At 43.5% G+C, this 24,083-nt stretch carries 13 protein-coding genes; 11 read left to right on the forward strand and 2 right to left on the reverse strand.

Annotation, left to right across the window (positions count from 1 at the left end; translation table 11 throughout):
- Positions 1-143: 143 nt before the first annotated feature.
- Both AAW12_RS19620 and AAW12_RS19625 read right to left on the reverse strand, forming a co-directional pair.
- Entirely contained in the window at positions 144-911 is a 768-nt protein-coding gene (locus tag AAW12_RS19620; RefSeq protein WP_046675300.1) for a DUF4382 domain-containing protein, read from the reverse strand.
- Positions 912-1,048: 137 nt separating this feature from the next.
- The gene (locus tag AAW12_RS19625; RefSeq protein ID WP_046675301.1) at positions 1,049-3,340 is read right to left on the reverse strand and encodes a family 20 glycosylhydrolase; all 2,292 of its coding nucleotides are present in this window, start codon (positions 3,338-3,340) and stop codon (positions 1,049-1,051) included.
- A 369-nt stretch (positions 3,341-3,709) separates the two neighbouring features.
- Here AAW12_RS19625 and AAW12_RS19630 point away from each other — a divergent pair, with 369 nt between their 5' ends.
- The 11 genes from AAW12_RS19630 to AAW12_RS19680 all read left to right on the forward strand — a co-directional run bounded on the left by AAW12_RS19630 (position 3,710) and on the right by AAW12_RS19680 (position 24,080).
- Positions 3,710-6,913 carry a two-component regulator propeller domain-containing protein gene (locus AAW12_RS19630; RefSeq protein ID WP_046675302.1) on the forward strand — a complete coding sequence of 1,068 codons (3,204 nt, stop codon included), beginning with the start codon at positions 3,710-3,712 and terminating at the stop codon, positions 6,911-6,913.
- A gap of 5 nt (positions 6,914-6,918) precedes the next feature.
- The gene (locus tag AAW12_RS19635) at positions 6,919-7,704 is read left to right on the forward strand and encodes a response regulator (RefSeq protein ID WP_262506885.1); all 786 of its coding nucleotides are present in this window, start codon (positions 6,919-6,921) and stop codon (positions 7,702-7,704) included.
- A 362-nt stretch (positions 7,705-8,066) separates the two neighbouring features.
- Entirely contained in the window at positions 8,067-11,189 is a 3,123-nt protein-coding gene (locus AAW12_RS19640) for a SusC/RagA family TonB-linked outer membrane protein (RefSeq protein WP_046675304.1), read from the forward strand.
- Position 11,190: 1 nt separating this feature from the next.
- Entirely contained in the window at positions 11,191-13,041 is a 1,851-nt protein-coding gene (locus AAW12_RS19645; protein WP_046675305.1) for a RagB/SusD family nutrient uptake outer membrane protein, read from the forward strand.
- Between the two features lie 12 nt (positions 13,042-13,053).
- Positions 13,054-13,731: a DUF3823 domain-containing protein gene (locus AAW12_RS19650; protein WP_046675306.1), complete on the forward strand. Its 678-nt coding sequence runs from the start codon at positions 13,054-13,056 to the stop codon at positions 13,729-13,731.
- 123 nt (positions 13,732-13,854) lie between these two features.
- A complete protein-coding gene (locus AAW12_RS19655) occupies positions 13,855-15,768 on the forward strand; it encodes a family 43 glycosylhydrolase (protein WP_046675307.1) in 1,914 nt (637 codons plus the stop codon).
- 26 nt (positions 15,769-15,794) lie between these two features.
- Entirely contained in the window at positions 15,795-18,293 is a 2,499-nt protein-coding gene (locus AAW12_RS19660) for a sugar-binding domain-containing protein (protein WP_046675308.1), read from the forward strand.
- A gap of 249 nt (positions 18,294-18,542) precedes the next feature.
- Positions 18,543-19,334: an alpha/beta hydrolase gene (locus AAW12_RS19665; protein WP_046675309.1), complete on the forward strand. Its 792-nt coding sequence runs from the start codon at positions 18,543-18,545 to the stop codon at positions 19,332-19,334.
- Between the two features lie 125 nt (positions 19,335-19,459).
- Positions 19,460-21,310 carry an FAD-dependent oxidoreductase gene (locus AAW12_RS19670; protein WP_046675310.1) on the forward strand — a complete coding sequence of 617 codons (1,851 nt, stop codon included), beginning with the start codon at positions 19,460-19,462 and terminating at the stop codon, positions 21,308-21,310.
- 24 nt (positions 21,311-21,334) lie between these two features.
- A complete protein-coding gene (locus tag AAW12_RS19675) occupies positions 21,335-22,762 on the forward strand; it encodes a DUF5009 domain-containing protein (protein WP_046675311.1) in 1,428 nt (475 codons plus the stop codon).
- 1 nt (position 22,763) lies between these two features.
- The gene (locus AAW12_RS19680) at positions 22,764-24,080 is read left to right on the forward strand and encodes an MFS transporter (RefSeq protein ID WP_197084109.1); all 1,317 of its coding nucleotides are present in this window, start codon (positions 22,764-22,766) and stop codon (positions 24,078-24,080) included.
- Positions 24,081-24,083 lie beyond the last annotated feature (3 nt).

The raw sequence follows: 24,083 nt of genomic DNA on the forward strand, positions 1-24,083 counted from the left end.
ATGATCTAAAAATTGAATCAACACATTTTCGTGGATGGATTAGAAGACCACTACAATTAAAATGCCCCAAATAGTGGTAACTATTTGGGGCATGTCCAATTTTACAATAGGTTTCTTATCAGATACTTTAATCCGATCGTACGTTATTGTACAGAAATAATTCCTAAATCTTTAACACTTCCTTTGGCCACTTGCACGCCTTCAATGCTTTTGTTCATGTAACCAGCTACTGAAGGTTCGATAACAATCTTGTAAGTGCCTTCAGGCATCCCAGGAAAGTAAAATTTTCCAGCTGAATTTGCCATAGTACCCACGGTATCTACTCCATTGATAGCGAATACATTGGCGAGTGATGCAGCCGGATTAACAGTTCCAATGATCGCACCCGACGTGGCTACCGGAATAGCACGAATAACGGGTTTAAGAAGATATTGATCATTGCCCGTCTTTACAATCGATTTTGAAGCATCAAAATCCAGGAGAAGCGTGTAGGCTACATCCGGAATTAACTCATCTTGTACTTTGAGTTTAACGCCGGAGGATTGTCCACTGGGTGTTTTTAGTGGGTGGACAACGCCATTGACCCAGATTTCATTTCCTGAGTCATTAAGTTTGAGCCGAATTTCTTGGATCATACCAGATGGAACATCCTGCCCTGCGATGACGGTATCTTTTCCCATTGTATAATTCAAAATATTAAATGGATCGGCGGCGACATCTATCGTTGTGCTACCCGAAGTAGTTCGGATCTCGATCGCATCGATGTGAAGATTGATCGCGTCATAGTAACCTGGAGCATCCGTAATTTTTACTGTGACAGGTGTTTTTTGTGAGGAGGGACCATCATTTTTGCTGCAGCTGCCTAACAACACCAGGGTCGCTAGAGCAAGGAGAATAAAGTTCTTTTTCATAGTTAGTAACATTATGGTTACAGCTAGGCAAAACTTATGCCATTCTATAAATAAAACAAAGTCCCTAGGCCCGAAAAAAATAACCCCAGATGGAATTGACCATACTGGGGTTATCTCTCTATATATCATAATGATTATTAATCCTTTTTATGGAAAAAGGACTCTTTGGGAATATCAATTACCTTTGAATCATTGAGACTGTATTGAAGTTTTAGGGTAAATCCGCCTCCAGCTTCAAGGAAATCTACAGCAATTGGATGGTAGCCTGGTTCTAAAGCAATCTGTCCACTTTTCATAATCGGTGCATGCTGCCCGTCATTATTGACGACGAGCTGATCATGTATCCGCAAGACGCCGCCATCATCGCAGGTGAAGTAGAAATTATAGATCCCTTTTTCCTTGACATAGATAAATCCCCGTATTTTTGCACCAAATGAAGGCATTTTGATGGTATCGCTTAAAGCGACATTGCTGATCACTTCCCGGCGTACTTCAGGCCCTGTAATGGCCGAAGTGTTGGCAAAATTTCCATTGAAAAGTGTTGCCATAAGCCCTGGAGCCATGCTATTTTCATCAGGTTCTATACTCTTTTTCCAGGTATCATTTTTAAAATCAACCTGATAAAGTTCACTTTTTGCACCGGAAGAGGAGATTGTTGCAAAACGAATTGGCCCTTCTTTTTTAACCACGAGCGAACCGTTCAATACTGGGCTCTGCTGCGTTGGGAGACTACCATCCGTTGTATAGTGTATTTGATTTTGTGGAAGTTCATTTGCTACCTTTAGAACAGATTGTCCATCAACAATAACCTGTGTTTCGGCGAATCCTGTGAGGTCTGGCATACGATAGCGTAAACCCATTTTGTTCCAAAGTCCAAAGTGCGCAATTACTCGATTGATATAGCTATCATACAGCGGTTTGTTGGTCCATACACGTTCTGATAAAGCACTTAAGCGCGGGAGAATCATAAACTCCAATCGAGCGGCGGAAGGAATCATTTCTGTCCAGATATTGGCCTGTGCACCTTGGATCAGCGGTGCTTTTTGGCTGGAAATATCTGTAGGTACGACATTCATATTGTACACGGCATCCAGGCTGCTACTATTGGGTAAATAATCAAAATAAAGCGGGTTGGTAGGTGTCATAACGACCCGGTGACCACGGTTTACAGCTTCTATCGGTGCATTTTTTACCCAACCACGCCAGTACATCACCATCATGCTCGTGTCCGAGCTACCGTCTAATATTTCATCCCAGCCGATGCTCCGTTTATTTTTTGAACGAATAAAGCTGTTTACCCGTTTGACGAAATAACTTTGAAGATCATGTAAGTCCGCTATTTGCTTTTCTTTCATAAAAGCTTGGGCCGCTGCTGATTTTGACCAGGAGTCTTTTTCGACCTCATCGGCTCCGATGTGAATATAATGTGAAGGAAATAAGTCGATAATTTCGCCTAGAACGTTTTCAACAAAGGTATAGCTGCTTTCTTTCCAAGGACTGATGGGGACAGAAAACTGTTTCCCCCAGCCCGCGGATTGGCTGTCCAATAGGAGCTCAGGATAGGCCTTAGTAGCCACCATCATATGTCCGGGCATGTCTATTTCCGGAATAACCTCTATTTGCCGACTGGCCGCATAGGCAACAATGTCCTTGATATCTTGTTGTGTATAGAAACCACCATATTCTTCCTTTCCGTTTGTGGTACGGATCAATTCCTTCGGCAGATTAAAGTCGGGGTTCTCTTTGGCTTTCACAAAGCAGGCCGAATCTTGGTTGTTATAAGTACGCCAAGCCCCCTGTTCGGTTAGTTTAGGGTATTTCTTGATTTCTATGCGCCAACCTTGATCGTCCGTAAGGTGCAAATGAAATTTGTTAAATTTGTAGGTTGCAAGCAGATCTATGAATTTATAGATATAATCTTTTGGAAAAAAGTGGCGGGCTACATCGAGCTCGACACCGCGCCATTTGAAAGCAGGCTGATCTTTTACGGTCACATAGGGAAGAGCAAGCTTGCCTGTTGTTCCCGAAAGTAGATACAATTGCTGGACTGTCTGTAAACCATAAAATGCGCCCTTTTCTGAAGAAGCGATGATTTGTATGCCTTTTTGATCTATCTTCAATTCATACGCTTCATCTGAGAGGCCCTGGACTTTGATCAATTGCAGCGTGGCGTTTGTCTTCTTCACGCTTTTTTTGCTCAGTTGACCGAATAGGGATTGGTTGATCCATGCCGGCAGTGACCTGGAAGAAAATGCTGGATCAATAGCGTAACCCAATTCTTGACCATTTAGCTGAAAAAGGCCCGGCCCGGCTTCCAGCTGTTGAGGAAACGGAATAAGTTGAGGAAGTATGTTTTTTTGTTGCGCAAAACTTAATGTCGGCAGGTACAGGGCACAGGATACAAGTAAGGTTGAGAAGATTTTATTCATAAATGTGTTTTTTGTGATTCACAAGTAGTTTTAGATTTTGCTGCAATATACCAATATTTCAGGTATCGGCCGGCAATTTCGGTTGATCTGTACTTCTCGGCATTATAAGCAAAGCATTTCTCCTAATATTGTTATAAATGTTTGTTCGACATTTATATATTTATTCTTATCTTTAACTTGAAAATAACCTGTATTTGAATAGGCCTATAGTATGTTTATATCTTGAATATTTTCATTGCATAATTATTTTACTGCTGTTTTAAACAAGATCGTAAAAAGTTGCCTGTGGATTGACTGCTTTGATATTTTGCAGAGAAGCCTTTCAATAAAGTAGGTTGGTGTTGTTAATTTATTGGTGGTGGTAGAGCTATGAAAAATTTTCTTATTAGCATTGTTTTCTTTTGGCAGTTGGCCCACGTTTATGGACAGCCTAATCGCGTCCATTTTTTCTCCCTTCAAGATGGTCTGACCAATCAGCAGGTGCTGGATATTGTGCACGATGATGACGGATTTATGTGGATAGCCAGCGAGCTGGGATTGAACCGGTATGCAGGGAAGTCTTTTAAATCATTTTATGCAACAGACAAGCCGGATGGGCTATCGGTCAATAGTAATGAAATCAATACCTTGCTTTATACCGACAAGAAAGTGTATATCGGAACGCGGTCCAATGGCCTGAATGTACTTGACTTACGTACAAATAAATTTAGCTATTACACACATGACGGCACTAATCCGAAATCCATCGCGACAAATGATATAACCGATATGATTGAAGGGAAAGATGGAAAACTGTGGCTGGCCACCTATCATCAAGGTGTACAGCATTTCGATCCAATAACTAAAGAGTTTAATCATTTCAATAAGAAAAATTGTCCCGGACTTCCCGAGAATAGTGTTTGGTCCTTAGCTGAAGATCGCAGTAACATGCTTTACATTGGGCATGTAAATGAGGGCCTGACAATTTTAGATCCTCTTCGTCGCTCATTGAAACGATTGACTTATCAGAATACCTTGGGTAAACTTCCTGATAATGAGATTAAAGTGTTGTTTTGTGATCAGGCTGGAAATGTGTGGATTGGAACCCGTAAAGGCTTGGCAGTATATCATCCGGCATCAGGTCGATTACAGCAAGTCCCTTTGGCAGGATTAGCAAAAAATGGGAATGAACCTTTTGTCTACGCAATCAAGGAAATCGGCAATACCTTATGGATAGGAGGCGAGTCATCGCAACTATTTTTGCTGCAGCCGAAATATACGTTTGATAAATGTTTTGAAGGCGTGCAGCACATACAGCTTTTTGATCTTGGCAAAGGTAATAATACCATGGTCCAGCATATCACTCCGGATCGGTTCGGAAATATTTGGCTGGCGTTATATGGTGGAGGTGTAGGGGTTGTTTCGCATATGGCTCCTTTTTTTAGTGTTTTTCCTTCAGACAATATGTTACCTGACCGATTGGCAACAGTGAGTAATGTATTAACTGGTGAAAATCGGACTCGACTGGTAACTGAGGGCTCGGGTATAGTAGAAATGAATGCTGAAGGCGGTTTGTTGCGACAAATTACCCAAAAAAATGGATTGCCCGACGATTTTATACTTACGGCATTTAAGGATCGGCATCAGCATGTATGGATGGGATTGCGGAAGGGCGGGATTGCTGTCCAATATGCTGGATCTTCCGATTGGCATATGATCGATTTAGGGGAGTCGGTGACCGAAGTTCGTGCGATATATGAGGATCATTTGGGGCACATTTGGATTGCTGCCCATCAAGGTCTTTTTATATACGATGGAGTGGCACACCATGTTAAAAAGCTTCTGATCAATAAGCCTATGCTTGGTGATTATGCACCGCGAACGCTAGTGGAAGATGGTCAGCACAATATGTGGGTAGGAACTTATGGGCAGGGACTCTATGTATATAATTCCGACCGTAAGCTGCTTCGTAAGATGGACAATAAGAGTGGATTGCGCAATAATACAATCAATCATTTGCTACGCGATAGGGATAATAATATTTGGATCGCTACAAACCACGGATTGGCCATGCAGGATGCAGGTAAGAAAATCGGTGATCTCGCAGTATTGTTACCCCCGGAAGGTAATGCTTGGCTGTTTGTTAATGGACTTGCTGAGGATCATACCGGAAATATTTGGTGCGCAACCAAATCGGGGATGTTGCGCTATGTCCCGCAAGAGAGACGTTTTCTACACTACGACCAATCCTTTGGTTTACCCTTGGGAGGCTTTATCAACGGAAGCGTTGGAAAAGATACAGAAGGACGCCTGTATTTTGGGATGCAGGAAGGGATGTGTTATTTCAATCCCACAGCTATTCCATCCGATTTACCTACTTCGCCTGTAAGTGTGAGCCGATTTATTGTTTTTCAATCGGGCGAATCCAATGCGCAGGTTGATAAATATCCGTCGGGCACAAAGACTATCACGCTCAATTATGAGGAAAATAGTTTTCGCATCGAACTTGCTGTCATGGATTTTGCTTTGGATGGATTGGTCGAATTTGGGTATCAATTGGAGGGATTCAATAATGATTGGATTTTTCTGGGCAATGAGACAAACCTCGACTTTCGCAATATTCCCTATGGTGAGCATGAGCTGCTCATTCGTACGCGAATGAAAAACGGTAAGTGGTCGCACGAGTACCAACAGCTGCTGATTAACATCGCGCCACCTTTTTATTTAAGCTTACCTGCTAAGGTGTTTTATATAGTACTCGTACTGCTGATTGGATATGTGATCATTTCCTTTTATTTCAAGAGAATGAAAGCCGAATCGGAACTAAAATTTAAAGAGCGACAACACCTACAGGACGAACAGCTGCATGCCGAGCGGATGAACTTCTATACGCATATTACCCATGAATTGCGTACACCCCTGACGTTGATCCTGGGCCCCCTTGAGGACCTGTCGCAAGAAAAGCAGCTTGCTGAGAAACACCGTGCATTAGTTCAGACGGTTCAGAAAAGTGCCAATAGACTTTTCACATTGGTCAACCAGCTTTTGGAGTTTCGGAAGGTAGAATCGCAATTTAAACCCTTTGTCCCCGAAGCTGGATCCTTGGGCGAAATGCTAGCCGATCTGACACATAAATATAAAACATTGAATCACAAACCTGGTCTTCGCGTATCGTCCGAACTCCCTGCCGAGGATATACGTACGTTGTTTGATGCAGAAATTGTGCAGTTGATTGTCGATAATTTATTGTCGAATGCGTATAAATACACAATGTCCGGCTATATTAAACTAAGCCTGCGCTACGAAGGTGCAGATCTAAATCATTGGGCCATATTGTCTGTAGAAGACACGGGTGTTGGTATTGCCGAAAAAGATATGGTCCGGATTTTTGAAAAGTATTATCAGATTCCAGGCACAGGTACGCAAGGTACAGGAATTGGCCTTGCTTTGGTCAAGGAACTTGTTGCAATACATCATGGAAAGGTGGAGGTAAGTAGCACGTTTGGGCTAGGCACTACATTTACGGTCAAGCTAAAAGTAGATCAAGTTGTCGCACAAGAAAGCGACCCGCCCACGGCTTCGCAGCGCCCCTGATTCTACTGGTTGAGGACGATTGGGAGCTCCGTGAGTATCTGGGAACTACCTTGCAAAGGCATTATGATGTGGTACTTGCTGAAAATGGAGCTGCGGGCTATAAAACGGCGATGGCACTAATACCTGATCTGGTGATCAGTGATATTACGATGCCCGATATGGATGGCTTTGAGCTGGTACAGCAGCTCAAACAGGAACGCAGTACAAGTCATATTCCACTGCTACTATTGACGGCGAAAAACACCGATGCAGACCGGCAACGGGGGTATGATCTGGGGATAGACTCCTACCTGATCAAACCTGTTACGGCAGCTTTACTCTTCAAACGTATCGACAACCTATTGAGCCGACAGAAACAGATCAATGAACTGGTTTTGGAAAGTTTAAACAGCAAATCACCCTATTCAGATGATTATACCGAGCAAAAACCTCCTGAGGAGCTGTGGCGGGAAAATGAATTTGTTCAGGATTTTATGCAGATTGTCGAGCAACATATGCAGGATGAAGTATTGGACGCTGCTGCCCTTGCTGACCGAATGAATATGAGTCAGTCTACCTTATACCGCAAGTTGAAGGGGATCACAGGTAAAAATATCAATCAACTGGTTCGCAAGATACGTATCCATAAGGCTGCGGATCTACTTCGGACGGGGAAATATAATGTGACTGAAGTGTCGTTTATGGTCGGAATCAATAGTGCAATTTATTTTCGGCAGTGCTTTAAGGAAGAGTTTGGCCAGCTACCTTCCGAATACCAACGAGCCGACAATAAGATCCGGGTAACGTATTAAAATAATACACAAAAGCTCATAATGCCCCTGCTACTCCTCCGTGGCTAGGGGCATTTTTTTTTCGCATAAAACAGCCTCCCCATGGCAGACCGATAAAAGCAGGCTCAGGTTTTATCAAACAGGAAATATGCCTTAAATATATTATAAAAGCTGTTTTTGACTGAAAATTATATGGTTTTTGACGGATTTGTATATGATGTAATGCTGCAAAATGGGCTAAGTTTGAGGTATTATCCAATTATAAAATCTAGGTAGGGGTGGCAACGATGCAAAAGAAATAACCAAAGTAGACCATAGTTTACCATCATATTGTCTTGTCCGGCTAGATTGTATTATTTACTGTTTAATTCGTATTTAAATTTATGAAAAACTTAAAGATTGCTTCTTTTTACACCATGTTGAGTGTGATGCCAACATTGCTGTATGCGCAGGAGAAGGTTACGGGACAAGTTTTCAACAAAGCAAACGAGCCTATCGTTGGTGCGAGTGTACTCCTCCTAGAAGGGGGAAAGGGAACCTCAACAGACAAATCGGGGAAATTTGAGCTGAATGCCAACAAAGGAACGCTCGTTGTGTCATTTGTTGGATATAAGACTCGCCGAGTTCCATTGGATGGAACAACAAATTTAAAAATCCAGCTCGAGGCAGATGAAAATGTTTTGGAGGATGTCGTCGTTGTTGGTTATGGTAAACAGTCCAAACGTAATATTACGGGGGCAGTAAGCAATATTAAATCAGAGGATATTGTACGGTCATCATCGACGACAACTGCTGGGGCTTTGGCAGGAAAGGTGCAGGGGATCTCCGTGCGTGCCAAAGACGCGCGTCCGGGTCGTGGTGCAGCGATTGAAATCCGGAATATGGGCTCGCCATTATATGTAATTGATGGGGTCGCTTACGGCGGTCAGGAAGGTACTGACTGGGTCGGTACACAGAATGGCTCCGGAGCAGATATCTTCAACTCGCTGAATCTCGAAGATATTGAGAGTATCTCTATTTTGAAAGATGCCGCAGCGGCAGTATATGGATTCCGTGCTTCTAGAGGTGTTGTACTTATTACCACCAAAAAAGGAGCAAAAGGAGAAAGTGCAAAAATCAATATTAATGGCTACCAAGGCTGGCAGAATTTGACACGTTTTCCGACCATGGCAAACGCTAAACAATACACACGTGGATTGGTTGAGGCTGCGCAGAATGAAAACCGTGATCCGAAGACGGTTTATACGCCCGAAGAGTTGGCTAAATGGCAGGCTGGAACAGAGCCCGGCTACCAAGGCTATGATTATTATGATATGGTGATCCGTAAGAATATCCCACAGCGATACATCAATGCCAATGTCACCGGTGGAAGTGAAAAATCAAATTATTTCCTGTCATTGGGCCACCTCAATCAGGATGCAATGATCAAGGATTTCAATTATAAGCGAACCAATTTTCAGGCCAATATGGAAGCTGAGGTGCTGAAGGGGTTTACTGTCGGTACACAGATTTCAGGAAGACATGAGGGAACCCAGGATGTTGGCTTACCAGGTGGAGATGGCTACTTCTCCTCGATTTTGGCTATTATGAAAAATAGACCGACGGTAGGCCCTTATGCAAATGACAATCCAGAGTATATCAATCATACCAATGATTTTCCCTATAACCCGGCTCTCTTTAGTCGCGATATTGCCGGCTATAAAGACAATAAATACCTTGCTGGAAATGTGAATCTCTTTGCGGCCTATAAGACAAATTTTGGTTTGTCGGCAAAGGGAACTGTTTCTTACAATTATACCAACAATAAATTTGAAGGCTTCCAATATACCTATGATGTATATCGATACGAAAATAATGCCTATAAGCGAACTGGCGGAAGTGATGCTGGCTGGCGTTACGATACCACGAGGGAGATTGTTTCTCGGTTTGCGCAGTTCCAGATCGATTATAACAAGCAGATCGGCGATCACACTTTCGCAGGAATGTTAGGCTATGAGCGCTCAGACTGGGACCGGACGTATAAAGCGTTGGGCGCAAATCCTTCGAACAATTATATTCCGTTGTTGAGACTGTCGGAGCTCAATAGTTTGGCCGATGAATGGGCTTACGAGGCTCGGGCTGGATATATTGGCCGTATCAATTACAACTACAAGGGCAAGTATCTTCTGGAAGTTCTGGGCCGTTATGATGGGTCCTTTAAATATTATGAGGGTAAACGCTGGGGATTATTTCCAGGAGCATCAGTAGGTTGGCGTATTTCGGATGAGGGGTTCTTCAAGCCTTTGAAATCCGTGGTGAGTGACCTTAAAATCCGTGGTTCGATCGGGCAAACCGGACTTGAAGAGGGCGTGGGAATGCATGATTACCTTGCCGGATATAATTGGGCGGCTGGAAGTGCTGTCTTAGACGGAGCCTATGTGCCCGGGGTACAGCCTAGAGGTTTACCAGTGCGCAACCTCTCCTGGGTTAAAAATACCAATTATAATATGGGGGTCGATGCTACCTTGTTGAATAATAAGCTGACATTGACGGCCGATATCTTTAAAATTATCCGTACAGGATATCCTGGCAAACGATACGATGTCCTATTACCAGCTGAAATCGGTTATGACCTTCCCAATGAAAACCTCGGCAAAAACGGCTATTATGGTGCGGAAGGTATCATTACCTATACCGATAAGGTCGGTGAACTTAACTATGTTGTCAGTGGGAATATGACTTTTTCACGTTATCGTGACCTAGAAACCTATAAGCCTCGTTTCAGTAATTCGTGGAATGAATACCGTAACTCGATTGAAGACCGCTGGGGTGGAGTATGGTGGGGATACCAAGTTGTCGGAAGATTTCAGTCAGAAGAAGAGATCCGCAACCATCCGATCAATAATGATGGTCAGAACAATAGGACACAACTTCCTGGTGATCTCATTTATAAAGATGTAAACGGCGACGGTGTTATCAATGATATGGATCAGCGTCCGATTGGTTATCCGACGGGTTGGGCACCGATGATGAGCTTCGGTGGTCGGATAGGACTTGACTGGAAAGGCATCAACTTAAATGTCGATTTGGCCGGTGGTGCGGTGCAATCCTGGTTTCAGGATTATGAGTTACGTAATGCCTTCCATGGTGGAGGCAATTCTCCAGCCTACCTGCTGGAAGATAGATGGCATCGCAAAGACCCTTATGATCCAAACAGCGAATGGATTCCGGGACGCTACCCTGCGATTCGCAACGGCAACTCAGGTCCCAATAGTCGAAACAGTGATTTTTGGTTGACCAATGTGCGTTACCTCCGAGTCCGCAACCTGGAGGTTGGATACAATCTGCCAAAAGCATGGATTCAAAAGATTAAGGCCGAAAAAATACGGTTCTATATCAACGCTTCAAACTTGATTTCGTTTGACAATGTCAAAGACTACCAGATTGATCCCGAGATCGAAGCTAGAGCAGCAGTAGTATATCCACAGCAAAGGGTATTTATGGTTGGATTTAATATGACTTTTTAACATGAAACTACGATTTAAACTTACCTACATAGGCGTTGCTTTATTGACCTTGTCCTCGTTGAGCAGCTGCAATCACGACGATTGGTTTGACCGGGATTCAAAATCATTGATTACCGATGCACAGCTTTGGAATGATCCGAAACTATTGACTTCACTCGTCGCCAATTATTACGATAGAATGCCAACGTTACATGGTGTTTTCAATACAGGAGGAATGACCGAATTGGATGATGCGATGTGGTCGGGACATCGCGATCAAAACTGGCGTAACGATTACCAATTTGGCGACGACTACGGTCGCTATTGGGACTATGGACTTATTCGGGATCTGAATCTTTCCCTAGAAAATATCGATCAGTTCAGTACACTATTGTCTGATGCACAACGCAAGCAGTATAAAGCCGAATTACGCTTCATCCGCGCTTTTGTTTACTTCGAACTCGTCAAACGCATGGGGGGCGTTCCGATTGTCACTACCCAACTTATCTATGACTTTAGCGGCGATCCAACACCATTGCAGGTGGCACGTGCCAAAGAGTATGAAGTCTACGATTTTATTTACAAAGAACTGGAAGAGATCAAGGAAGATCTCGCCGTCTATAATGCCAGTAAGACCAGAGCCAACAAGTATACGGCATTAGCTTTGGAAAGTCGGGCAATGCTTTATGCGGCATCCATCGCGAAATATAATAATCTGATGGCCTCACCGATAACGACTGCAGGGGGAGAAGTGGGAATTCCTGCCAACATGGCTACTGGGTATTATACCAAGTCGCTGGCTGCCTCCAAGGAAATTATGAACGGCCCCTATGCGCTTTACAATGAGAATGCCGATAAAGGTGCCAATTTTTATGATATGCTCAATAAGAAAACTGGTGCTGAGGTCATCTTTGCAAAGGATTTTGTAACGAGTTTAAAAGTTCACCGCTTTGCTTATGACAATATCGTCAGAAGTCTGACCGAAGACAATGAGTCGTCATCGACGATTTCGCCATCGTTGAGCCTTGTGGAAAGTTTTGATTACTTAGATGGTAGCAAAGGTACACTACATGATAAAAACGGCGCAGGAAATTACATAGCCTACCAAAATATCAACGATATTTTTGCAAATAAAGATGCCCGTTTGTTTGGAACGGTGATTTATCCGGGAACTTCATTCCGCGGACGCGCTGTAAGTATTCAGGCTGGAGTGGCAACTTGGGGGGCAAATGGAGCCTACCAGTTTACTGCAGCACCACAACTGGGACAAAATTATGCGAGTGGTGGTTTGTGGACCGGCTTTGATGGACCGCTTTATGATGCACAGGATGTAAGCAACACCGGTTTCTATATCCGTAAATTTGTCAGTGATGCGCCGGCAGCCAGTACACGCGGTACATCAGCTGCTAACTGGTGGCCGTGGTTTCGTCTGGGGGAAATTTATCTCAATGCGTCAGAAGCTGCATTTGAGTTGGGACAGATTGTAGACGCAAGAACCTATGTCAATAAGTTACGGGAAAGAGCAGGATTCCCGGCCAATAGCATCAGTAACCTAACGATGGATATTATCCGAAATGAACGCCGTGTCGAACTTGCCTTCGAAGACCATCGTTACTATGATCTTAAAAGGTGGCGTATTGCACATTTGGTGTGGGACGGATCTGAAAATGATCCCAACGCGGTTGTATATGGACTATATGCTTATCGTGTCGTGCGTCCAGGGCATGCCGATGACGGTAAGTATATCTATGAACGGGTAAGACCCGCGCGTTTCAGAAAGGCACGCTTTTTCCGTATGGCCAATTATTATGCGTCCATTAGTCAGGATGTCATCAATAAAAATCCTAAAATAGTTAGAAATCCATTCCATTAATCTAATTGAACCATGAAAATAAAATTTTTAAGCTTATTGATAGCTTTTGCAAGTCTACTCGTTGTAGGTTGCGAATATGATAATTTTGAAGCTCCAAAATCAACCCTTTCAGGACGCGTTGTTTATGAGGGGAAGGCAATTGGCGTTCGGAATAACGGCCCTCAATTGGAATTATGGCAGGATGGGTACCCGCTTCGCTCAGCAATACCCGTATATTTTGATCAGGACGGCTCTTTTTCTGTTAGTCTTTTTGATGGCGAATACAAATTGGTGCGGAAAGGAGATTCACCATGGCTGCAACAGGCAACTGATACGGTTTTGGTACAAGTGAAGGGCAATACGACCATTGATGTACCTGTAACACCCTATTTTACGGTGACAAACGAGTCTTTTCAAAAAAATAATAACAGTATTTCGGCTAACTTTACGGTGAACAGAATAGTAGGTACGGCAAATTTGGAGTTTGTGCGTCTTTACCTCGGTAAATCTGTCTTGACAGATCAGGTACAACGCGAGCTACGTGTGGACGCCAATTTGGCTAACGTTGCTTTCGGTCAACCGACGAGGATTGTCGGAGAGTTGCCGGACAATTTGAAAAACCTCGATTATGTGTTTGCCCGAATAGGGGTGAAAGCTACGGTATCGGGAGAGTACTACTATACTGCCGTTCAAAAAATAGCTTTAAAATAGGTACTGACGACAAGTTAAATGGTCAGATTACGAAGCCACGGGATCAAATCCCGTGGCTTTTAGAGATGCAAAAATGTATAGACGCGAAAATAAGCCAATGCTTATTTCTTCAACTAAATCTTCATGAAAAAAAACAGAATTTCAATCTTAGTTACCTTATTTTTAATACATGCTACATGCGGTGTTTTTGCACAGGTTTATCGCAGCGGACCTACCGAGAAAGATTTTGCAGGTTACTTATTTGCCTATTTCAAAGGGAATGCTGTTGTAGACGAAGCTGTTTGTTTTGCGATCAGCACAGATGGCTATACCTATCGCGCGTTGAATGACAATCAGCCTATCCTGGGTTCGAAGATAATCAGTAAAACCGGCGGTGTACGTGATCCGCATATTCTCCGTGGCGAAGATGGAAAAACATTTTATATGGTGCTCACCGACATGACTTCCTCCAAAGGCTGGGATTCTAATCGGGGTTTGATCCTGCTAAAATCCGAAGACCTTGTCCATTGGTCCCATCAGGCAATCGATATACAGCAGCGTTTCAAAGGTCAGGAAGCGTTGAAAAGAGTATGGGCGCCCCAGACTATATTTGACCCTTCCGTGGACAAATATATGGTGTACTGGTCCATGCAGCACGGAAATGGTCCAGATATCATCTACTATGCTTATGCAAACAAGGACTTTACAGATTTTGAAACCGAACCTAACGTGCTGTTTCTTCCAAAAAATGGTAAATCCTGTATCGATGGCGATATTATTGCAAAGAATGGTTTATTCTACCTTTTTTACAAGACCGAAGGACATGGAAATGGCATTAAGCTGGCGATAACCGATTCACTCACTTCGGGTAAGTGGATTGAACAACCGGGCTATAAACAACAGACCAATGATGCTGTGGAAGGATCCAGTGTCTTTAAACTCAATCAGTCGGACAAATATATCCTGATGTATGATGTCTATGGTAAGGGGAAGTATCAATTCTGCACCTCTGAAGACCTTGATCGTTTTAAAGTAATCGACCATCAAATTGACATGGATTTTCATCCACGGCATGGGACCATCATTCCTATTTCAAGACAAGAAATTCTGGATTTGACCACCAAATGGGGGACACCCAAAGATATGGAATTCACATTCAGAAAGAATCCAGTATTGGATGGCTTTTATGCCGATCCGGATGTCCTCTATTCCAACAAAACAAAGAAATACTATATCTATCCAACGAGTGATGGCTTTGACGGTTGGGGTGGTTATTATTTTAAAACTTTTTCTTCCACAGATCTAAGTCATTGGAAAGATGAGGGTGTGATTTTGGATCTGAAAAAAGATGTTGCTTGGGGGCCTCGACATGCATGGGCACCTACCATTACGGAAAAGAAAATCAAGAACGATTATAAGTACTATTATTACTTTACAGCAGCCCAAAAGATTGGTGTTGCGGTGGCCGATTTGCCAACAGGCCCATTTAAAGATTCAGGTAAACCCTTGATCGATTTCAAACCAAATGGTGTAAAAGGAGGGCAGGAAATTGACCCTGCAGTGTTTAACGATCCGAAATCGGGAAAAAGCTACCTGTATTGGGGAAATGGCTACCTAGCTGTTGCTGAACTCAATAAGGATATGATCTCGATTAAAAGAAATACAATCAAAGTGTTAACACCCGACAAGACTTTCCGGGAAGGCGCCTATGTGGTCTACCGAAAAGGTCTTTATTATTTCTTTTGGTCGGAGGATGACACCCGAAGTGAAAATTATCGGGTACGTTATGGAACCGCGACTTCTCCAGATGGACCGATCACTGTTCCTGAAAATAATTTAGTCTTGCAAAAGGATCCTACCCAAGGAATTTATGGTACAGGACATAATTCTATTTTGCAGATTCCAGGTAAAGATGAATGGTATATTGTATATCATCGTTTTAATTATCCCAAAGGTATCGATATGGGCGATGCTGCTGGGTTTAATCGAGAGGTGTGCATGGACCGGTTATTTTTTGATGATCAGGGCCATGTATTGCCTGTCGTTCCTACACTTTAATCACTAAACCTAATGCATATAGTACAATGAAAAAAATAATAAGAAATCTAGCAGTCTTAGCTGTATCGACATATATGGGTATCCATAGCCTGTATGCACAGCCCGGATTTGGTATCGCCGAACGTGTGAATTCGGATTGGCGTTTCCATTTGGGCGATATTGAAGGACAGGCGGGCGCTGAAAAGAATCGCGCAGGCTGGCAGCCCATTAGTTTGCCCCATGATTGGAGCGTAAAATATCCACTGAGCCCAACGCTAGCCAGTGCGACGGGCTATTTACCCGGCGGCATTGGCTGGTATCGAAAACAACTGACTATACCAGTGGAAGATCAGGGGAAAAGGTTGTTTCTATATTTTGAGGGGGTTTACAACCGAAGCGAAGTTTTTGTCAATGGTAAATCGGTTGGAAAGCGGCCCAATGGCTACGTTTCCTTTTCGTACGATATCACACCATACATTGAGTTTGGGAAGGAAAATACCATTGCTGTTAAGGTCGACCATAGTAAAAGCGCCGATTCAAGATGGTATACAGGATCAGGAATCTATCGCGATGTATGGCTTGTAAAGGCGAATACGCTGCATATCGATCAATGGGGAGTCTATGCCTATCCAGAACTAAGACAAGGAAAAGGAATTTTAAATACAGAAGTAGCCCTTGTCAACAGTACGCAAGTTGCTGCCCCGATTAAAGTGGAACAGGAGCTGCTTGATCCAACAGGAAAGGTGGTTGCCAAAAAGTCGCAGAAAGTGCAGGTCGGGGCCGCGGATAAGGCAACTGTAACACAGCAATTGGCAGTATCGAATCCATCGTTGTGGAGTTTGGATCAACCCACACAATATACCCTGCGGACCATCGTAAGCCAAAATGGAAAGCGGATTGATCAGTCAGAGGTGAAAACAGGCTTTAGGGCCTTTACATTTGATCCGAACAAGGGCTTTGCCTTAAACAATTCCTGGATGAAAGTCAAAGGCGTTTGTCTGCATCACGACGCTGGGGTATTGGGAGCTGAAATGTATACTGAAGTATGGCGCCGCCGACTGCTTACCTTAAAATCTTTGGGGGTTAATGCCATTCGAACCAGTCATAATCCGCAGGCATCATCACTTTATGCTTTATGTGATGAGCTCGGTTTACTTGTTATGGACGAAGCCTTCGATGAGTGGGAGTACCCGAAGAGGAAATGGTTACAGGGATGGAATGTCGGGACACCGGGTTTTGAGGGATCATACGACTTTTTTGAATCCTGGGGAGAGCAGGATCTGGCCGATATGGTCAAAAGAGACCGCAATCACCTTTCGATCTTCGCCTGGAGCATAGGCAACGAAGTGGATTATCCAAATGACCCTTATTCACATCCTGTCCTTAACGGCGAGAAGAAGGATGGTGGTTTCACGCAGGCCTCGTATGGTGGTTACAAAAAGGATGCACCAGATGCGATGCGATTGGGAGATATCGCCAAACGCTTGGTAGCGGTTGTAAAAAAATATGATAAAAGCAGGGCTGTTACAGCAGGGCTTGCTGGGGTAGCGATGTCGAATGAAACAGCCTATCCGGGAGCGCTTGATATTGCTGGATACAATTATACCGAAAGTCGTTATCAGCAGGATCATCAGCGCTATCCAGCACGGGTAATTTTTGGAAGCGAGAATCGACATGATCTTCCAGCATGGCTTGCGGTACGTGACAACAACCATATATTTGGCCAATTTTTGTGGACAGGTATTGACTATCTCGGAGAGTCGGGGCGTTGGCCTTCACGTGGATTTTATTCAGGACTGCTGGATTTCGCAGGTTTTATCAAGCCGCGAGGCTATTACCGTCAATCACTGTGGTTGGATAAACCGATGGCTTACTTGGGTACTTATCCATTGCAGGGAGGTGCCGCAGCCACAGATGTTTGGTCTGCATTGGAATCTGAACAGGGGCAACGGAAAAATGAGGCACCTTCCATGGACGCCTGGCCAGTCTGGAACTACCAAGAGGGCCAGCAGATCAGGGTGGTCTGTTATACCAATAGTGCTAGCGCGCGCTTAGAATTGGATGCTCAAGTGGTGGGCGAAAAGAAAAACTACGATCAGAAAACAGGGATCATCTTTTGGGACATTCCTTATAAAGCAGGAAAGCTAGAGGTTGTGGGTTTGGATGCGAATGGCAAGGAGGTCGTTCGGCATGCGATTCAATCCAGCGAGAGACCCGCAGTTATTCAAGCTGTCATGTTGGGTAATCAGCAAGTCGAAGCTGGTGGAGTGATCCAGATTGCTTTGCAGATCCTGGATGAAAAGGGCGTTCCTGTCGTTATTTCGGAGGATGAAATTACCTGTAATATCGTGGGAAATGCGCGTCTACTTGGAATGGAAGCTGGAAATAATGCCGATATGGGCGATTACACGGACAAGAAGCAGCGCGTTTATCACGGAAAGATGATCACTTATGTTCAGGCTTTGGGTAAATCTGGAGAAACGGTCGATGTACGTTTTACCGCACCTTGGTTGAAAACAGCAACGGTAAAATGCCGGATAAAATAAAGAATAAATAAGGTTTACGAAATAAGTAAGTCAATTCATTACCAGGTGTTTCATCTTGGGAATAAAAAGAGCATTGGAAAAACCTTCCATGCTCTTTTTTATTTCAGCGGTCTATCCGTAATTACTTTGTTATAAAATACCGTAATAAAGCAGTATTAAGTAAAAAAAATTATTAAATACTTTTTTTATTATAAATTTTATTATTAATTTAGCTTCACTATAAATCTAAAGACTGACTCAATTATACCAATGCGTTTAATCATATGCCTTTTATGTGTGCTCGGCAGCATGTTGGCCAAAGGACAAAAGCTTTATACCTTACAGTCTGCTCATCTTTCTGGAGTAGATTCTGGCTACGTTTATACACCAAAGATGAAGCCGGACAACCGTGCCTTACCTGTTGTATATGTGTTGCATAGCCATGGGGCGAATTATAAAAGCCTGTCAAGATTTATCGATTTTCAGGCATTGAGCGATCAATATGGCTTTGTCGTTGTATGCCCTGATGGTCTTGGTACGAGCTGGTTTTTAGACAGTCCACAAAAAGGCAGAGCACAATTTGGTCGATTTTTGACAGGGGAATTAATGCCTTACATACAGGATAAATATCATACGGATCGGGACAACTCATTTATTACGGGTGTGAGCATGGGGGGGCATGGTGCACTTTGGCTCTTTTTTAACTATCCATCTTTTTTTAAGAGTGCCGGTAGCAGTTCGGGAGTTGTCAATCTGAGACATTCGGCTTTCAAGAAGACAAGTCTAGCACAACATTTAGGGCAATACAGCGATCAAAATCCATTATTCGATCGTTTTAGTGCCATTCATAATGTTCATAAGATCGTAGGGACTGAAAAGACATTTATTTTTGATTGTGGTACTGAAGATTACCTATATGGGGCCAATAAGTCCCTTCGGGATAGCTGTGATGTACTCAAGATCAAAGCCACTTATATTGCTCAGCCCGGCGCTCATACCTCTGGCTATTGGGCTAAAACCATTCCGGTTCATTTCGCTTATTTTAATCGTCTGATCCATTAATCGATAACCTATGTTTTATTCACCTTATACTGATCCTTTAGTCCGACAACAAAACCGTGTATCTCTGGTTCTTACGTCGGTATTTGGTGCGTATTTTTCAAATTATTTACTGCAATTAACTTCATATGAATTGGTTTAAATCTTTTTTTTCTATTTTATTGGTTTCTGTCACGCTCTCCTCGCAGGGGCAGGCTGTTGCTTCATACGATGTCTTGATTGTTGGGGGAGGCGCAAGCGGTGTTTCTGCGGCTTTGCAGGCTGCCCGTTTGGGAAGTAAGGTCCTTGTGGTGGAAGAGACAAGCTGGTTGGGTGGTATGCTCACTGCCGCTGGGGTCTCCGCTATTGACGGTAACCATCGTATGCCTTCGGGAATATGGGGCGAATTTAGGGCAGAGCTTTATGCCTATTATGGTGGTCCAAAGGCCGTGGAAACAGGCTGGGTAAGCAATACGCTATTTGAACCTTCGGTCGGTAACCGTTTGCTAAAAAAGATGGTTGGAGCCGAAAAAAATATTGACGTTTGGTATAAAAGTACCCTTTTAGACCTGAAAAAACAGGCTAAAGGCTGGACCGTTGCCATTGAACAGGAAGGAAAAAAGAAAACCGTAAACGCTTCTATTTTAGTCGATGCGACCGAATTGGGTGATCTCTTGCCGCGTGCGGGTGTTGCTTACAGCATCGGTATGGATAGCCGCTACGATACGAAAGAAGAATTTGCCCCCGAAAAGGCCAATTCAATAATTCAAGACCTTACTTATGTCGCTATTCTGAAAGACTATGGTGCTGATCCAAAAAGATTGCTAAAGAAACCTCAGGGTTATGATCCTAAAGAATTTGAACATGCCTGTGATGTTAAAGATCCTGCTTCACACAGTGATACGCCTATCATCAATTGTGATCAAATGATTACCTATGGGAAATTGCCGAATGGAAAATACATGATAAACTGGCCTAAAGATGGAAATGATATCTACCTGAATATTATCGAAATGTCGCCAAAGGCGAGGGCTTTGGAGTTGCAAAAGGCGAAAGATCATACCTTACGTTTTGTATATCATCTTCAAAATCAGCTTGGTTTTAAAAACTTGGGGCTTGCCGATGATGAATATGATACAGCCGATAAACTTCCCTTTATTGCTTATCATCGCGAGTCTAGACGCGCTAAGGGCTTGGTACAGTTGATATTGCCCTATGTGCAGCGTCCTTATGAGCAGGAGCTGCCCTTATACCGCACTGGTGGGATAGTAGGGGACTATACCATCGATCATCATCACCTGAAGAACCCGAATGCACCCAAAATCGATTTTGTTAAGATTCGGGTACCTTCTTATAATGTGCCCCTTGGAAGTTTGATTCCTGAGAAAGTAACGGATTTTATCGTTGCTGAAAAAAGCATCAGTGTGAGCAATATTGTGGCTGGAGCCACCCGCCTTCAGCCAGTGGTATTGGGTGTTGGTCAAGCTGCCGGAGTACTTGCAGCGCTGTCCGCAAAACAAGGTGTAAGCCCCAAAGAACTTTCGTTGCGACAAGTGCAACAAGTACTTTTGGATAATCATGCCTATCTCATGCCCTTTATAGATGTTGATCCAAAAGATAGCCTTTTTCAGGTAATCCAACGTATTGGAGCAACAGGTATTCTTAAAGGCAGAGGTGTGCCATACAAATGGGCCAATCAGACATGGTTCTATCCCGAACACCATATAAGCGAAGTGGATCTGATCGATGGTATGCGTAGTTATTATCCAGCGGCCTATAAAGTCGCTGGCTCGGGTGCCGATGTGACCGCAGGATTTTTTGCGGCTCTATTGCTCCAAGTCGATCCCACTTTGGATAAAGATAAAATCTGGTCCGTCATTGCAGCAAAAGAAAATCAAGTGTTAACAAGGGCTCAAGTGGCGGTTGTGTTGGATGATATCCTAAAGCCGTTTGAACGGCCAGTGGATTTTACCGGCCAATTTATAACAACAAAAAATTGATTTCCTAACGCATAGAAAAACGAGATGATACCAATTTTACCAAATTCCACAGCGACGCCACAGCAGCGAAACGATAGTTTAGATGTGCTGCGAGGAATTGCCATCCTTTTAATGGTGCTTTCATCGAGCATTTCATTTGGAAACCTTCCTGCTTGGATGTACCATGCACAGGTGCCACCGCCTAAACATGTATTTGATCCCAGTATAGCGGGTATAACCTGGGTAGATCTGGTTTTTCCGATTTTCCTTTTTACGATGGGGGCGGCCATCCCATTGGCTATGCGGAAAAAAGTGGCTAACCTAAACGCTTGGCGTATTGTGGGTACAATTTTTAAGCGTTTTGTTGCCTTATTCTTTTTCGCCTTATTTTCTTTTTATATGCGCGCTTGGGTTATGAGTGGTGAGCCTGCTGCGTCGCAGTATCTCTTGTCAATTGTGGGGTTTGTCCTGCTCTTTGCACTCTATGCCGATTTAACGTCCTATTTGCCGATGCGGACCGCGAGACTTGTTCACGTAGCGGCCCTGTTGCTATCTGTAGGGATGCTGTATCTGCTGTATGCACAAACGGATAGATTTACCCTCCAGAAGACAGATATTATTATTCTGGTACTGGCCAATATGGCTTTGTTTGGAACACTGTGGTGGTGGCTGACGGCGAAATCCATGTGGTTACGTATGGCGATTTTACCATTTATTATGGGCGTTTTTTTGGGCGCGAAAGAAGTCGGTAGTATCAACGAATTTATCTACAAACTCAGCCCTGCGACTTGGCTTTATCAATTTTATTACCTCAAATACCTCTTTATTATCCTTCCGGCTACAGTTGTCGGCGAGTGGATTATTGCTGATAGGTCGTTGGCCGACAAACCCAAGATGCGGCGGTCTCAACTAGCGTTACAAGGTTCGCTCTGTGCCATTCTCATTGGGCTGAATGTCTTCAATCTCTATATGCGTGATCTCGATATCAATATCGGACTTACCCTGATGTTGATCTTTTCACTATGCTTCTGTTCAGATGTTTTTCGGAAGGGCGAAGTACTGACACTACAGGCAAAAATGGCTGTGCTCGGAAGCTATCTGCTTTTTTTAGGACTGATCTTCGAAGCGTATGAGGGTGGAATAAAAAAGGATTATTCCACATACAGCTATTATTTTGTCTCTACGGGCTTAGCCTGTTATGCGCTAACAATGTTGTGTTGTATCGAGAAACTTGCTTTTGGAAAATCGCTGTTTCGAGGTATAGCACTGGTTGGTAAAAATCCGATGGTCGCCTATACCGCAGGAAATCTAGTGTTGATCCCACTTTTGGCGCTTACGGGACTACAGAGCGCTCTTGATCAGATGGGGGCACAGGGTGTTTTTGGGGGAGTGATGCGAGGTGTATTATTCACTGGAATCGTGGCGCTGTTGACGATCGTGAGCAGCCGGTTAAAACTTTATTGGAAGTCATAAAATGAATGAATTATTAGAACAAACGATGGAGCTTCGCAAAGGGCGTAAGGCACTTCCGCCTATTTTTTGGATCTCCACAACATGGTTTGCCATGGGGCTACCTTTTGTTGCCCTTTCGGGTGCGAGCTCCATTATGTATAAAAATTTGGGGGTATCGGACGCAAAGATTGCTTTTTGGACCTCTTTGATTATGCTGCCCTGGACAATAAAACCCTTATGGGGTCCTTTTTTGGAGCTGTATAAGACCAAGAAATTTTTTGTCTATACCACGCAGCTGCTCACGGGACTACTCTTTGGTCTGCTTGGTCTTACGCTGCAGTTGGATCATTTCTTTAGCTTCTCCATTGCCTTATTGACCCTGATTGCATTTAGTGGTTCCACACATGATACCGCAGCCGACGGGGTATATTTGAATGAACTGAATGCAAAACAACAGGCAAAATATGTCGGCTGGCAGGGTGCCTTCTATAATGTGGCCAAAGTGTTTTCTGGAGGCGTACTCGTTTATTTGGCGGGGCGATTGGAGCAGGAAATCGGCATTAAATCCGCGTGGATGGTGGTGATGTTTGCTTATGGATTTATTATGTTGGTGATTGGATTGTACAGTATACGTGCTTTACCTGCTCACCACGAAGCTCCCCAATCCACTTCTTTAAAGGAGGGGATGGATACGCTTAAAGACGTTATCATAACATTTTTTCAGAAAAAGAATATTTGGTTTAGTTTACTTTTTATTGTCTTTTATCGTTTTGCTGAAGGGCAGGCCATTAAGATCACTCCGTTATTTTTTAAAGCACAACGTACCGAAGGTGGGCTTGGCCTGAGTACTTCGGAAATTGGATTGCTTTATGGTGTATTTGGTGCCATAGCTTTTGTGTTGGGGTCGATTGTCGCCGGGCATTTTGTATCCAAAAAGGGCTTAGACCGCAGGACACTTATGATCCTTTGTGCCTTCTTTAATATTCCATTTGTAGCTTATGCCTTTCTTGCGATCACATTGCCGACAAACCTTTATCTCATCGCTACTGCTGTCGCCATCGAGTACTTTGGATATGGTTTTGGCTTTATCGGAATTATTCTTTTTATCATGCAAAATATTGCCCCAGGTAAATATAAGATGGCACACTACGCTTTCGGAAGTGGACTTGTTAATCTGGGATTTATGATTCCTTCGATGATCAGCGGCTGGCTGAGTGATCATTTGGGCTATCAAGAATTTTTTATCTGGGTGTTGATTTCTACTATTCCGGCCTTTTTGGTTTCCTGGTGGGTGCCATTGCGAAAACCCGAAAAAGAGCATACCGACGAAAATAATTAATGC

Source organism: Sphingobacterium sp. Ag1, assembly GCF_000988325.1.
GTDB lineage: Bacteria > Bacteroidota > Bacteroidia > Sphingobacteriales > Sphingobacteriaceae > Sphingobacterium.